Annotated in this window: 16 protein-coding genes; 8 read left to right on the top strand and 8 right to left on the bottom strand. The window is 72.6% G+C overall.

All coding sequences use genetic code 11. The features are described from left to right. Positions 1 to 34: 34 nt before the first annotated feature. A complete protein-coding gene (locus tag ACIRJR_RS05015) occupies positions 35 to 1,063 on the bottom strand; it encodes a hypothetical protein (protein WP_403773975.1) in 1,029 nt (342 codons plus the stop codon). A 234-nt stretch (positions 1,064 to 1,297) separates the two neighbouring features. Here ACIRJR_RS05015 and ACIRJR_RS05020 point away from each other — a divergent pair, with 234 nt between their 5' ends. Beyond that, a complete protein-coding gene (locus ACIRJR_RS05020) occupies positions 1,298 to 1,903 on the top strand; it encodes a Uma2 family endonuclease (RefSeq protein ID WP_403773978.1) in 606 nt (201 codons plus the stop codon). A 77-nt stretch (positions 1,904 to 1,980) separates the two neighbouring features. Here ACIRJR_RS05020 and ACIRJR_RS05025 read toward each other — a convergent pair whose 3' ends face one another. From ACIRJR_RS05025 to ACIRJR_RS05045, 5 genes are all read right to left on the bottom strand, one after another. Further along, entirely contained in the window at positions 1,981 to 2,334 is a 354-nt protein-coding gene (locus ACIRJR_RS05025; protein WP_403773981.1) for a PRC-barrel domain-containing protein, read from the bottom strand. Positions 2,335 to 2,525: 191 nt separating this feature from the next. Next, the gene (locus ACIRJR_RS05030; RefSeq protein ID WP_103516400.1) at positions 2,526 to 2,693 is read right to left on the bottom strand and encodes a DUF5670 family protein; all 168 of its coding nucleotides are present in this window, start codon (positions 2,691 to 2,693) and stop codon (positions 2,526 to 2,528) included. A gap of 222 nt (positions 2,694 to 2,915) precedes the next feature. Further along, positions 2,916 to 4,445 (bottom strand): PTS transporter subunit EIIC, encoded by a 1,530-nt coding sequence (locus ACIRJR_RS05035; RefSeq protein ID WP_403773984.1) that lies wholly within the window; start codon positions 4,443 to 4,445, stop codon positions 2,916 to 2,918. A 35-nt stretch (positions 4,446 to 4,480) separates the two neighbouring features. Then, positions 4,481 to 5,443, bottom strand: a complete 963-nt coding sequence (gene murQ, locus ACIRJR_RS05040) for an N-acetylmuramic acid 6-phosphate etherase (RefSeq protein WP_403773987.1) — start codon at positions 5,441 to 5,443, stop codon at positions 4,481 to 4,483. Between the two features lie 77 nt (positions 5,444 to 5,520). After that, on the bottom strand, positions 5,521 to 6,438 hold the full coding sequence (locus tag ACIRJR_RS05045) for a MurR/RpiR family transcriptional regulator (protein ID WP_403773990.1): 918 nt from the start codon (positions 6,436 to 6,438) through the stop codon (positions 5,521 to 5,523). 102 nt (positions 6,439 to 6,540) lie between these two features. On the opposite strand from ACIRJR_RS05045, the gene ACIRJR_RS05050 reads away from it, so the two are divergent. Continuing rightward, the gene (locus ACIRJR_RS05050; RefSeq protein WP_403773993.1) at positions 6,541 to 6,909 is read left to right on the top strand and encodes a hypothetical protein; all 369 of its coding nucleotides are present in this window, start codon (positions 6,541 to 6,543) and stop codon (positions 6,907 to 6,909) included. Further along, positions 6,906 to 7,178 carry a DUF4031 domain-containing protein gene (locus ACIRJR_RS05055; RefSeq protein ID WP_403773996.1) on the top strand — a complete coding sequence of 91 codons (273 nt, stop codon included), beginning with the start codon at positions 6,906 to 6,908 and terminating at the stop codon, positions 7,176 to 7,178. The genes ACIRJR_RS05050 and ACIRJR_RS05055 overlap by 4 nt, the downstream gene beginning before the upstream one ends. Here the strand turns inward: ACIRJR_RS05055 and ACIRJR_RS05060 are convergent. After that, positions 7,129 to 8,448 carry a Cmx/CmrA family chloramphenicol efflux MFS transporter gene (locus tag ACIRJR_RS05060; protein WP_403776350.1) on the bottom strand — a complete coding sequence of 440 codons (1,320 nt, stop codon included), beginning with the start codon at positions 8,446 to 8,448 and terminating at the stop codon, positions 7,129 to 7,131. The two genes, ACIRJR_RS05055 and ACIRJR_RS05060, sit on opposite strands and share 50 nt — an antisense overlap. 72 nt (positions 8,449 to 8,520) lie before the next feature. Beyond that, on the bottom strand, positions 8,521 to 9,189 hold the full coding sequence (locus ACIRJR_RS05065; RefSeq protein WP_403773999.1) for a hypothetical protein: 669 nt from the start codon (positions 9,187 to 9,189) through the stop codon (positions 8,521 to 8,523). Between the two features lie 154 nt (positions 9,190 to 9,343). Between ACIRJR_RS05065 and ACIRJR_RS05070 the strand changes: the two genes are divergently transcribed. The 5 genes from ACIRJR_RS05070 to ACIRJR_RS05090 all read left to right on the top strand — a co-directional run bounded on the left by ACIRJR_RS05070 (position 9,344) and on the right by ACIRJR_RS05090 (position 13,300). Continuing rightward, complete coding sequence (locus ACIRJR_RS05070; RefSeq protein WP_403776353.1) at positions 9,344 to 10,093, top strand: LamB/YcsF family protein; 750 nt, start codon at positions 9,344 to 9,346, stop codon at positions 10,091 to 10,093. Then, entirely contained in the window at positions 10,090 to 10,725 is a 636-nt protein-coding gene (locus ACIRJR_RS05075) for an allophanate hydrolase subunit 1 (protein WP_403774002.1), read from the top strand. Before ACIRJR_RS05070 ends, ACIRJR_RS05075 begins: the two co-directional genes overlap by 4 nt. Continuing rightward, complete coding sequence (locus ACIRJR_RS05080; protein ID WP_403774006.1) at positions 10,722 to 11,582, top strand: biotin-dependent carboxyltransferase family protein; 861 nt, start codon at positions 10,722 to 10,724, stop codon at positions 11,580 to 11,582. The genes ACIRJR_RS05075 and ACIRJR_RS05080 overlap by 4 nt, the downstream gene beginning before the upstream one ends. A gap of 85 nt (positions 11,583 to 11,667) precedes the next feature. Continuing rightward, positions 11,668 to 12,318 carry an RNA polymerase sigma factor gene (locus ACIRJR_RS05085; RefSeq protein WP_403774008.1) on the top strand — a complete coding sequence of 217 codons (651 nt, stop codon included), beginning with the start codon at positions 11,668 to 11,670 and terminating at the stop codon, positions 12,316 to 12,318. Then, positions 12,311 to 13,300 (top strand): CU044_5270 family protein, encoded by a 990-nt coding sequence (locus tag ACIRJR_RS05090; RefSeq protein WP_403774011.1) that lies wholly within the window; start codon positions 12,311 to 12,313, stop codon positions 13,298 to 13,300. The genes ACIRJR_RS05085 and ACIRJR_RS05090 overlap by 8 nt, the downstream gene beginning before the upstream one ends. The last annotated feature ends 1 nt before the right edge of the window (position 13,301 follow it).

Below are 13,301 nucleotides of genomic sequence, written 5' to 3' on the forward strand. Positions count from 1 at the left end.
CCGGTGGAGCCCGCCGTGAGGGCCGTCCCGGCGGTCACGCCCGCGTGCCCGCCGGTCCCGGGGGCCGCCGCCGTGTGGTCCGGGCGAGCCGCTGGTGCAGTACCGCCAGGGCGGTGTGTGCCGGCGGAAGGACCAGGGCGCCGGTGAGCAGCAGGGCGGTGGCGATCGGGGCGAGGACCCCGGCCACGTAGGCGGCGTACGTGTTGTCCGGGCCCCACCCCAGGAACAGGGTGGCCGCCCCGGCACGCGTCGGCCGGGCGACGGCCTGGAGCAGTACGTACAGCCCGACAGTGAGCCCGCCCAGCGGCAGCGCGACGGCCACGGTCCGGAGCCAGGCGGAGGCCCCGCCCCACACGAGCGACCAGGAGCGGCGCATCGCGGCCCGGGGCCCGAGGCCCTCGCCCGCGGCGGCCGCCGGGGCGAGGGTCCAGCCGAGCCGGAGCACCAGCGCGCTCGCCATGCCCAGCAGGGGCGGGCCGTAGCGCAGCACTTCGAACAGGTTGGGGTACTCCCACTTCGGGACGATCGCGGTGTACTCCCTGAACGTGGTGGTCGTGAAGTACTCCTCCACCAGGATTCCGAGCACCACCGGAGTCCACACGCACACGCCGCGCAGCACGTACACACCCAGGACCGTGCGGAGGCGCCCGCGCCCCTCGCCCACCGCCCGGGTGGCCGCGGTCTGGACGGCGGCGCAGCCCAGGTGCAGCAGCAGGATCAGGAACGGCAGGCAGGCGAGGAGGATGAGCCACATGGTGTTCACCCGGCTGCCGTCGGGGGCGTAGGAGTCCTCGTCGACACGGGCTCGCTCCGCGCCGAGGCGTATCTCGGTGAACTCGGGCCAGGCGGCGAGGAAGCCCACGGCGGTCAGCAGCAGTCCGCCCAAGGCGACCGGGCCCGTGACGAGGGCCGCCCGGCCGTAGAGCCGGCCTCCGTCACGGCGCATGACGGCGAGCGCCGTGCGGGCGGTGCCGCGTCGCGGTTCGTGAGCCTCCTCCGTCTGCCGTTCCCCGCCCGGCGCCGCTCGGTGGGCGCTGCCACCACCCGCCTGGCTGTTCGTCATGTCTACCGCCTCTCTCGGCCCCGGGGGACGCCGTCCGTGATCGAAGATCAACGTCTTGGAAGAGGGATGCGGGAGAACGGGCGGTTGGTTCCTCGGCCGGGACGAGCGTGAGGGACACCTGCGGAGAGGTCACTGCGCGCGTCACACGTTCGTGGGACGCTGATGAGAGCGGCGGACCGCCGCGCACACGTCGATCTACGCTCCCACGTACGACCACAGGAGGAGGGACCTGCGATGACCGCCGCGATGGTCGAAAGCGATCAGGACTCTGAGGGTCGCCCGTGGGACTACCTGCTGCGCACCTGGCAGGAATTGGACGTGCCCGAGGGGTGGCGCGCCGAGATCGACGAAGGGCAGATCGTCTTGGTACCGCCGCCCCATCCGCACCACAACGGCATCGCCGCGAAGGTGCAGCGAAGGCTCTACGCGAATCTGCCGCAGGAGCTGGAGATCTACCAGACGCTCGGGGTCCACGTCGCGCCCCTCGACAAGCTGTACGTCCCGGATCTCGTCGTGATGCCCGCGGAGCTGATCGAGGCCGCCGACCCGGAGTCCAGCGACCCGCTGGACGCGGCGGAGGCGCTGCTGATCGTCGAGATCACCTCGAAGGGCAATGCCCGGGAGGACAGGACGAAGAAGTACCGCGCCTACGCCCGCGCCGGGGTCCCCATGTACCTGCTGCTGGACAGGTTCGACACCCGTGGGGCGATGGCGACGCTGTTCACCGAGCCCAACGAGGACGGGACGTACAAGCACAGCGAGGCCGTGCCCTTCGGGAAGCCGCTCCCGCTGCCCGATCCCTTCGACGTCACCCTGCTCACCGACGGCTTCCCGGTCTGAACCACGTCCGAACAGCGGGGCCGGCTCCGTGATGGGAGCTGGCCCCGCCTCTGATCAGGGTGCGCTGTGCGCCGAGGTCACATGATGCGGTAGCTGTCGTAGTAGCCGCCGACCTGGGCGTGGTAGCCCGGGTCACCCGCATGCTTGTGCTTGTCGAACTCCGGGGAGTCCTTGATCTGGTCCTTGGTCAGGTCGACGAAGATCGTCCTGTGCTCGGTGTCGATGCCCTTGACCGTGCCGGCCGGCAGGAGCACGTCCTTGCCGAAGATCCAGACCCCGGTGTCGACGACCAGGTAGGCGGAGCCCACCTCGTCCGAGTGCTTGTCGACCTTGCCGATGCTGCCGTCCGTCGCCTCGACCGAGAATCCGGTCAGGTCGGCGCCGGCGGTGTGACCGCTCGTGGGCTGGTAGCCCCACAGGTTGTCGCTCATTACTGGCTCCTTCCTCGACGGTTCATTCGACGCGGCCAATCCCCTCGTGATGAGGGTGAGTGCCGCTCATTTATTCGACTGCCCGCGCATTTCGGGTCCATGCCCGGAGTATTCGGAGAACGCGGAGAAAACGCGGGTGGCGCGGGACCCGAAGGTCTCGCGCCACCCGCGTCTGTGCTGGTAGATGCGGTCTACCAGCGGTACCAGCGGCCACGCTTGCCGCCTGTTGTGGACCGGGCGAAGAATCCGACCAGCCAGATGACCAGCACGATCACGGCGATCCACCACAGTGCCTTGAGCGCGAAACCGGCACCGAAAAGGATCAGGGCGAGAAGAAGAACGAGAAGCAGGGGAACCATTGTTATCAACCTCCGAGACATCTGGTGCCCGGCAATCAATTGCCTACACACACGTGTTCGTGCGGAAAAAAGTTCGCGGGCTTCTCGTGCTGCTCGGGGCCGGTCGGGTCCCCGCCTCGCCGCGGGCACCGCGCGTCCGGCGGCAGGACGTCCGGGCCACGCATGACGACGACGGCGTCCCCGCACATGGTGTGCGGGGACGCCGTCGTCGGAGGGTGAGGGTCAGACGCCCGCCGGCTCCTTCGCCGGGGCGTCGCCCGAGCCCGAGCCCGAGCCCGGCGCCGAGGCCCCGCCGGTGGCCGCGACCGTCGAGGAGGCCGGCTCCTGGGAGACGTTGAACTCCGCCAGCAGCGACTTGCTGAAGCCGAAGAAGTACGTGGCGACGAAGCCCGCGACGTAGCCGACGAGCAGGCCGCCCGCGTAGATCGCGATCGTGGAGCCGAGGCCGTGGTTGCCGTCCAGCAGCGGGAAGAGGGCCCAGCCGGACGGGCCGATGGCCGTGGAGCCCACCGAGTCGCCGAGCTGGTTGAACAGGCCCACGAAGCCGCCGCCGAACGCGCCGCCCACGCAGGCCGTGATGAACGGGCGGCCCAGCGGGAGCGAGACGCCGTAGATGAGGGGCTCGCCGACACCCAGCAGGCCCGCGGGCATGGCGGACCTGATGGTCTTGCGGATCGACTCGTTGTTCGGGAGGCGGAGGTAGACCGCTGCCGCGGCGCCGACCTGGCCCGCTCCGGCCATCGCGAGGATCGGCAGCAGGACCGTGAAGCCCTGCTGCTCGATCAGGGTCGTGTGGATCGGGATCAGGGCCTGGTGCAGGCCCAGCATCACCAGTGGCAGGAAGAAGCCGCCCAGCAGGAAGCCCGCGCCCGCGCCGCCCGTGGAGAGCAGCCAGTCGGCGAACGTACCGATGGCGGAGGAGACCTCACCGGCCACGTACATCAGGCCGAAGATCGTGACGAGCCCGGAGATCAGCACCGTCAGCGTCGGGGTGACCAGCACGTCAAGCGCCTCGGGCACCCAGCGGCGGCACCACTTCTCGACGTACACCGCGAGGACCGCCGCGCCGAGGGCGCCGAGGACACCGCCCTGGCCGGGGGAGAGCGTCTGGCCGAAGGCGTCGATGTTCGCGACACCCGGGAAGACGATGATCGCCGCGACCGCCCCGCCGAGGATCGGCGTGCCGCCGAACTCCTTCGCCGTGTTGTAGCCGACGAAGACCGCGATCAGCGCCATGAAGCCGGAGGCCATCGCCGCCAGTGCGGGGGTGACCGAGGGCAGCCAGCCGAGGTTCACCAGCAGGCCGTTGAGGCCGGCGATGATGCCGCAGCCGATCAGGGCGGGGATCAGCGGGACGAAGATGTTCGCGATCTTGCGCAGGAACAGCTTGAACGGGGTGGCGTTCTTCGCCTTCTGCTGCGCCTTCAGGGCCGCGCCCTTGCCTGCGAGCTCCTCCGCGGTGGGGGCGGGCTCCGGGGTCCCGGACGCCTTGCCCTCCTCGACGAGCTGCTCGAACTCCGGGGTGACCCGGGCGACGGTGCCCGGGCCGAGGACGATCTGGTAGGTGTCGTCCTCGACCACGCCCATCACCGCGGGGACGGCCTTGAGGGCCTCGTCGTCGACGAGGGAACGGTCGTGCAGGCCCAGCCGGAGCCGGGTCATGCAGTGGGCGATCGAGCTGACGTTCGCAGCGCCACCGACGAGCGGCAGGATCGCGGCGGCAGTGGCGCGGTTCTTGTCTTCAGTAGCCATGGTGCGTGGTGCCTTGCTGTGCGGGGAGTGGTGCGTCAGGTCGTACGGACGGCCGCGAGGGCGGCGCGGAGGTGGCCGTGAGCATCGGCCAGGAGCGTGGCGGCGGTGGGGCCGTCGACCCCGCCGAGGATGGTGAGGATGGCGTTCTTCACCTCGCCGTCGGTGGCGGTGAGCGCCGTCTCGATCTCCTCGTCCGAGGCGCCGGTGGCGAGGGAGACGATCCGGCGGGAGCGGGCGCGCAGCTTCTCGTTGGAAGCGCGCACGTCGACCATGAGATTCCCGTACGTCTTGCCGAGCCGGATCATCGTGATCGTCGACAGCATGTTGAGGACGAGCTTCTGTGCCGTGCCCGCCTTGAGGCGGGTGGAGCCGGTGAGCAGCTCGGGTCCGACGACGATCTCCAGGCCGTGCTCGGCCGCGGCGGCGAGCGCGGAGTCCGCGTTGCAGGAGAGGCCGATGGTGAGCGCGCCCCGCTCACGGGCGTGCTCGACGGCGCCGATCGCGTACGGGGTGCGGCCGGAGGCGGAGATCCCGACCACCGTGTCGTCGGCGGTCAGGCCCAGCTCGTCCAGATCGGCGGCGGCCAGCTCCTTGCTGTCCTCGGCGCCCTCCACCGCCTTGATCATGGCGGAGGGGCCACCCGCGATGAGGCCTATGACCTCGGACGGGTCGGTGTTGAAGGTGGGCGGGCACTCGCTGGCGTCGAGCACGCCGAGACGGCCCGCGGTGCCGGCGCCCGCGTATATCAGCCGGCCGCCGCGCGCCATGCGCTCGGCGGTGGCGTCGATCGCCGCTGCGATCAGGGGCAGGTTCTCGGCCACGGCGGCGGGGACGGTGGTGTCCTCGCCGTTCATGATGCGGGCGATCTCCTGCGTCGGCAGCTGGTCGATCTCGGCGAGCTCCGGGCGGAAGGCCTCGGTGGTGAGGGTGGCCAGCTGGGCGCGCAGTTCGCCGTAGCCGCCGGGGGTGGGGGCGTCGGCGTCGGTGGTGGAGGTCATGGACAGCGGCTCTGCTTTCTCGTTCTCGTACGGTTCTGCGGGTGCGGGTGCGGGTGCGGGTGCGGGTGCCTGCCGGGTCAGCGGCTGCGCGGGGTGTGGCGGTGGGCGAGCGCCTCGTAGGACGCGGACAGTGCGGGCGCGGCCGTCTCGTACGTCCGCTGGGCGACGCCTATGAAGAGGCAGTCGATGACGAGGAGCTGGCTTGTGCGGCTCGACATGGCGGCCGGCCGCAGTTCGCTCTCCCGGGCGGTGGACGTGGTCAGCACGTGGTCGGCGTACTGCGAGACGGGTCCGTCGGGGCGGCCGGTGATCGCGATCGTCGTCGCGCCCCGGTCGAAGGCGACCCGGAGCGGTTCGATGACGTCGACCGTCGACCCCGAGTGGGTGATGGCGATCGCCACGTCTCCCGTCCGGAGCTGCACCGCGTTGGTCACGGCGAGGTGCGGGTCCATGTTGGCGTGGGCTATCAGGCCGATGCGGAGCAGCTTCTGCGCGAGGTCCTGGCCGACGAGGGAGGAGGCGCCGACGCCGTAGATGTCGATGCGGCGGGCAGTGGCCGCGGCGGCCACGGCCGCCGTGAGCTGCACCGTGTCGAGTCCTGCGGCCGTGTCGGCGAGGGTCTGCTGCTCGTCGTAGGCGAGCTTCGCGACGACGTCCGCGATGGGGTCGTCGACCGCGATGTCGGCGGTGACGGCGGGTGCCCTGCCCGACTGCTGGTGCGCGGCGAGGCCGGCGAGCGCGAGGCGCAGGTCCCGGTAGCCGGGGTAGCCGAGGAGGCGGGCGGTGCGGACGACGGTCGCCTCGCTCGTGCCCGTGAGCTCGGCGAGACCGGTGACGGTGAGGGCGGCGCACCCGGCGGGGTCCCCCGCCACCGCTTCGGCGACCCGCTGCATGGAACGGGTCATGGACGGAGCGAGCGTCCGCACCTTCGCCGCGAGAGCGGCGGGAGCGGGCGGGGATTCCGGGTTGAAACTTTCCTTCACGTCATTGGTCACGTTTGAAAGATATTTTCAGGGACGAATCCCGTCAAGCCCCCTTTGGTCCCGACCTCTGAAGGATCACGCCCGGCCCGTCGCGGGGAGGGGGACAATGGGGCCATGGAGTTGAACAGCCTGGAACAGGAGCTGCACACCGCGCGGGCACGGGTGATGGCCGACCTCGTCGCCGGTGACGTCGCCGAGGCCGGGATCGTCTCGATGGTCGAGGACGCGGTGGCCCACCGGCGTTGGTGGGTCGAACAGTGGCCCGAGGGTGTGCCGTTCGTCACGGGGCTCGTGGCGCAGGACGTCCAGGACGCACTCCTCGAGGAGTACGGGCGGTGGCCGCTGTGCCCGGTCTGCACCGAGGAGGGACCGCACGCCCTGGACGTCGAGCCGGAGCTCGGAGCCGATCCGCACTGGGTCTGCACGAAGGCGACGGTGTCCGTCGCACGGGTGGGTTCGCTCGCCGAGGTGTTCGGCCGGTGACCGTCTACATCGATCCGCCCACCTGGCCGGGGCACGGGCGGATGTGGTCGCACCTGGTCAGCGACGTGTCGTTCGAGGAACTGCACGCCTTCGCCGCCACGATCGGCTGCCCGCCCCGTGCCTTCGAGCGCGACCACTACGACGTGCCCGAGGCGCGCTACGCGGACGCGGTGCGCGCCGGGGCGCTGGAGGTCGGGTCGAAGGAGATCGTGCGCCGGATCACCGACGCGGGGCTGAGGCGTCCGAAGGGGCGGCCTGCTCCGGGCTGACGTGCGCCGGGGTGCCGTGCTCGGGGTGGGACTGCGCCGGGATGCCCCGCTCGGGCTCGGCGTGCGCCTGGGCGCTTTGCTCAAGACCGGCGTGCGCCGGGGCGCCCGCGATCCGCCTGGACGGCGCACCGCCGCGCAGCCGCAGCGAGACCACCACGGCGGCCAGGCCCAGGACGAGCATCGAGGCGCCCGCCCAGGCGGTGGCCCGGAAGCCGAAGTCCGCGTCGATCACCGCACCGCCCAGCCACGGACCGCTCGTGTTGCCCAGGTTGAAGGCGGCCGTGGTCGTCGCCCCCGCCAGCGTCGGGGCCGCACCCGCGACGTTGAACATCCGGGCGTTGAGCGCCGGGGCCGTGTAGAACGCGGAGAGCCCGAGCAGGAACGCCAGGACGACGACGGCGACCGGGCTGGACGCGAACAGGGCGAGCGCGACCAGGAAGACCGTCGAGGCGCTGATGCCGCTGAGCAGCACACCGAAGAGGTGCGCGTCCGCGACCCGGCCGCCGATCGTCGTGCCGATCAGGGCGCCGGCACCGAACAGCGCGAGCACCCACGGCACCCAGCCCGAGCTCAGGCCGGCCACGTCCGTCAGCAGCGGGGCGAGATAGCTGAACGCGCAGAACACGCCGCCCGCGGCGAGGGCCGTGATCGCGACGGACAGCCACACCTGGCGGTCCCTGTAGATCGCGACCTCCTGCTTGAGCTGCGGCTTCTCGTCCGGCAGCGGGATGCGCGGAATGCGCGTGACGACACCGACCAGAGCGACGGCGGAGGCGGCCCCCACCGCCCAGAACGCCGATCGCCAGCCGAAGCTCTCCCCGAGGAACGCCCCCAGCGGCACACCCAGCACGTTGGCGATCGACAGTCCGCCGATCATCACGGCCATCGCCCTGGCCCGCGCGTTCACCGGCACCATCGCGATGGCGACCGCGGCCCCGACCGCCCAGAAACCGGCGCAGGCCAGCGCGCTCACCACCCGGGAGACGAAGAGCACCTCGTACGTCGGCGCCAGGGCGCCCGCGATCTGACCCAGCCCGAAGACCGAGATCAGCGCGATGAGGGTCGTACGGCGAGGCAGCCGCAGCGTGGCCACCGCCAGCAGCGGGGCGCCGACCACCATGCCGATGGCGAAGGCGGATATGAGGAGTCCGGCCTTCGGTATGGACACGTCCATGTCGTCGGCGATGGGCGGAAGCAGCCCGGACAGCATGAACTCACTGGTGCCGAGGGCGAAGACCGAGAGGCCGAGGATGTAGACCGCCATCGGCATACGGGGGCGACTGGAAGCAGAGTCGGGCATGACAGTGGCCAACAGTGCTTTCGTCCCTGTCATTCCCCTGTCTCAGTGGGTGAGCAGCTCCAGTTCCGTGGTCAGGTTCTGCCGGGCCCTTGCTTCCCATTGCGCCGCGCCGTGGGGCGTACGGAACAGCCGGGGCAGCTCCAGCAGCTGCCGCAGGACGCCGGCCCGGCCCTCGGTGAAGGCGTCGTCCGGGACGAAGCCGTACTCCTCACGCACCTGCGCCGCGTAGGCCGCGTACTCCTTGGGGGCCGACGCCAGGATCGCGAGATCGGCGTCGCACAGCACCTCGCCGTTGGTGTCACCGTCGGCAGGGTCGTGCGTGACGGTGAGCCGGACCAGCCGGGCGACCTCCGCCGTCGCCGCGCCGGGGACGCCCGCCTCGGGCAGGGCGCGCTCGGCCAGGGCGGCGCTGCGCTCCTCGTTCTCGGAGCGGTCGGGGCGGTAGACCGCGTCGTGGAACCAGACGGCGAGACGCACCAGGTCCGGGTCGGCGGCGTGCCCGGCCAGGGTGTCGACGCGGTCCAGGACCTGGGTCAGGTGCGCGGTGGTGTGGTAACGCCGCTGGGGTTCGGCCCAGCGTGCGATGAGGGCGTCGGCGTAGGGCAGAGGGTCGGGGCCCGGCCCGCCGCCCCGGGCGGCGACGAGGGCGTCCTGCCAGCGGGTGCGGAGACCGCTCGCGTCCCCGGGAAGGTGTCGGGCGCTGTCGTTCATGCCCCGACCCTAGGGCGTGTTTCCGCCTGAGGACGAGATCGCAAGGGGTGCCGGGCCGTCCTTGTCGGACGAGGCGGACAGTGGTTAGCGTGCGGTCGTGACGGAACTCGACCCGGCGAACCCGGTGGACCTCGGCACGGGCCCGGCGCGGCCGATGGACCTCAACGCGGACCTGGGTGAGGGGTTCGGCCGCTGGACCCTCACCGAGGACGAGGCGCTGCTGACCTGCGTCACCAGCGCGAACGTGGCCTGCGGCTTCCATGCGGGCGACGCCTCCGTGATGCGCCGGGTCTGCGACACCGCGGCGGAGCGCGGGGTACGCATCGGGGCGCAGGTCTCCTACCGCGACCTCGCCGGCTTCGGACGGCGCTCCATGGACGTGCCGGCCGCCGAGCTGACCGCCGAGATCGCCTACCAGATCGGCGCCCTGCGGGTCTTCGCGGAGGCGGCCGGGTCCACGGTCTCGTACGTGAAACCGCACGGCGCCCTCTACAACCGTGTCGTCCACGACGAGGAGCAGGCCGCCGCCGTCGTCGCGGGCGTGCTGCTCGCGGGCGGCCGGCCGGCCGTCCTCGGACTGCCGGGCTCCCGGCTGCTCGCCCACGCCGAGGCGGCGGGCCTGACCACCGTCGCGGAGGCCTTCGCCGATCGCGCGTACACCCCGCAGGGCACACTCGTGCCGCGGACCGAGGCGGGAGCCGTGGTGCACGACGCGGACGAGGTCGTGCGCCGCAGTGTGGGCATGGCCGTCGACGGGGCCGTGAGCGGGATCGACGGCAGCCGGATAGCCGTGGAGGCCCGGTCACTGTGCGTCCACGGGGACACCCCCGGGGCCGCGGCGCTCGCCCGGAGGGTCCGTACGGCGCTGGAAGCGGCCGGCGTCCGCGTGCGGGCCTTCACATGAGCGGCCTCCGGGTGCTGGAGGCGGGACCCCGCGCCCTGCTCGTCGAACTCGCTTCCGGCGAGGAGACGGAGGCCTTCCACGCCGAACTGCTCCGCCGCAGGGCCGCCGGTGAACTCCCCGCCGTGCGCGAGATCGTCCCCGGCGCCCGGACGGTGCTGCTGGACGGGGTCGAGGACGCCGCGCTCGCGGGGCGGCTGCGGTCGTGGACCGTACCGCCGCTGCGCCGGGGCGACGGCGAGGCCGTCGAGATACCGGTCGTCTACGACGGACCGGACCTCGCCGATGTGGCCGAGGCGTGGGGCGTCGCCGTCGACGAGGTGCCGCGCATCCACGCCCGTACGGAGTTCCGGGTGGCCTTCTGCGGCTTCGCACCCGGCTTCGGCTACCTCACGGGCCTGCCCGGGCACTTCGACGTGCCGAGGCGGGCCACACCGCGGACCCGGGTGCCGGCGGGGGCGCTGGCCCTCGCCGGGCCGTACACGGGTGTCTACCCGCGGCCCTCTCCCGGGGGCTGGCAGCTCATCGGCCGGATGCCGGAGCCGGAAGCCCTGTGGGACCCGGCGCGCGAACCGGCGGCGCTGCTCGGCCCCGGAGCCCGGGTGCGCTTCGTCGAGGCGGAGGCGCGCGGATGAGCCGGGGAATCGAGGTGGTCCGGGCGGGCGCCCTGACCACGGTGCAGGACGAGGGCCGCACCGGCTGGGCCCATCTCGGCGTGCCCAGGGCCGGGGCGCTGGACGGGCCCGCCCGCCGGCTGGCCAACCGGCTCGTCGGCAACGCCCCGGACGCCGCGGTGCTGGAGACCACCCTCACCGGGTGCGCGGTCCGGGTGACCGGGGACGGGCCGGTGCTCGCCGTCGTCGGTGGGGCTGGGTGCCGGGTCACGGTCGACGGCGGTCCGGCCGCCTGGGGCGGGCCCGTGCGCGTACCGCCGGGCGCGGTGCTGGAGGCCGGGCCCGCGGTGCACGGGCTGCGCGGCTATCTGGCCTTCGCGGGCGGCCTGGTGCCCGAGCCGGTGCTGGGCAGCAGGTCCGCCGACCTGCTCTCGGGGCTCGGTCCGCCGGTCCTGCGCGACGGCGACGTCCTGCCGCTGGGCCCGGCGCGCGGCACCCCGGCCGCGGACCCCGTCCCCTGGCCGGGCGTCCCCGCCGAGCTCGTCCTGCCCCTCCGCCCGGGGCCCCGGGACACGTGGTTCACGCAGGCGGCCCTGCGTACGCTCACCACCGCGGTGTACCGGGTGTCGGAACGCAGCAACCGCATCGGGCTGCGCACGGAGGGGCCGGCCCTGGAGCGCGCCCGCGAAGGCGAACTGCCGAGCGAGGGCATGGTGCTGGGGGCCGTCCAGGTTCCGCCCGACGGGCTGCCCCTGGTGTTCCTCAACGACCATCCGACGACGGGCGGCTACCCGGTCGTCGGCGTGGTCGGCGAAGCGGCCCTGGCGGGTGCGGCGCAGGCGGTCCCGGGGACACCGGTGCGGTTCGTGCGCGCGTGACGGGAACCCGGAAGCGGGGATCGGCCAACAGGGGGTGACCGTGACCGTCTCCCCGGGGGAACCCCATGAGCCCAAGAGCCGACCAGTGACCGCCCCACCGGAGGTCGAAGCCCGCCGCACCGCCGGCTCCGGCGTCGGTGGCCACGAGCCTCCGGACGCCTCGGTCGTCGAGCGGTCCTGGACCGAACCCGAGCTGTTCTCGGTGCTGTTCGACCGGTACGCGGCCGACATCCACCGCTATGTCGCCAGGAGGCTCGGCACCGAGGCGGCCGACGACCTGATGGCCGAGACCTTCGTGACCGCCTTTCAGCAGCGCCGCCGGTACGACCTGTCGAGGCCCCACGCCAGGCCCTGGCTCTACGGCATCGCCACCAACCTGGTCGGAGGACACCGGCGGGCCGAGGCCAGAAGGCTGCGCGCCCTCTCACGCGCGGCCTCCGCCGCCCCCGGAGACGGCGAACCCCTGGAGGACCGGGTGGCGGCGCGGGTCAGTGCCGAGGGCGTCCGCTCCGAACTCGCCGGAGCGCTCGCCGCGTTGCCCGCCCGCTACCGGGACGTGCTGCTGGTCGTCGCCTGGGGGGACCTGGACTACGCGGAGGCGGCGGACGCCCTCGGCATCCCGGTGGGGACCGTGCGCTCGCGGCTCCACCGGGGCCGGAAGAAGCTCCGCGAGGCGCTCGGCGGCTCGGATCCCACCCGACTTCACGACGATCTTGAGGAGCCCGGTCATGAATGACCTCACCGCGCTGCGGGAGCTGGAGGCCGAGGTGCCCGCGCTCACCGAGGACGCCCGCGCCGCTGCCCGCACCCGGCTGTCGGAGGCCATGGTGAAGGAGGGCCGGCGGAGAGCCGGTGTGCCGTCGAGGCGGTCGGTGCTGCGGGTGGCCTTCACCGCGACGGCGGCCGCCGCGGTGGCCGGAACGGTCGTCGTCGGCAGGGACGGGCGGGACGGGCGGGACGGCGGCGGGGGTGGGCGGGACGGCGGCGGGGCCATGCTGTCCGCCGCCCAGGTGCTGCACCGGGCCGCGGACCGCACACGCGCCGACGGCGCCGGGGCACCGGTGCCGCGTGACGACCAGTACCTCTATGCCAGGGAGGTCTACACGCGGACCAGGGTGAAGGGAGGGAGGCGGACGACGCACACGGACGAGTTCTGGATCTCGGTGGACGGCTCCCGGCTCTCCCGGTACGTCTACGACGGGCGGATCAAGGACGAGCCCCCGTCGGCCCACAGCGTGCAGTGGCCGCCCAACGAGTACGCGAAGCTGGCCAAGCTGCCGACCGACCCGGAGGAACTCCTCGAAGCGTTCGGACCGTACGGCTCGGATGACGTGCTGGTAGGGGCCGACGGGGAGACGGTCGGCCCGGGCAGGAGCGCGGAGCGGATGGCCGGGCGAATGGCGTACGGAAACATCTGTGCGCTGCTGCGCGGCCCCCGGGTCATGCCGCCGGGTCTGCGGGCCGCCGCCTTCGAGGCGCTGGCGCTGCTGCCCGGCATCGTGCTCGACGACGACGAGGTGGACGCCCTCGGCCGGCACGGCATCGGTGTCTCGTATCCCGGGATCTCGTACGGCCTCGTCTTCGAACGGCGTACGTACGTCTATCTCGGCCTGCTGCAGGACGGTTTCGCGGGGCCGACGGGTGACAAGACGTACACGGAGGTAAAGGGCCTGGTGGCGTCGGGCGTGGTGGACGAGCTCGGGCAGCGGCCCCGGTAGG

This window comes from Streptomyces sp. NPDC102402 (genome assembly GCF_044765765.1).
Taxonomy (GTDB): Bacteria; Actinomycetota; Actinomycetes; order Streptomycetales; family Streptomycetaceae; genus Streptomyces.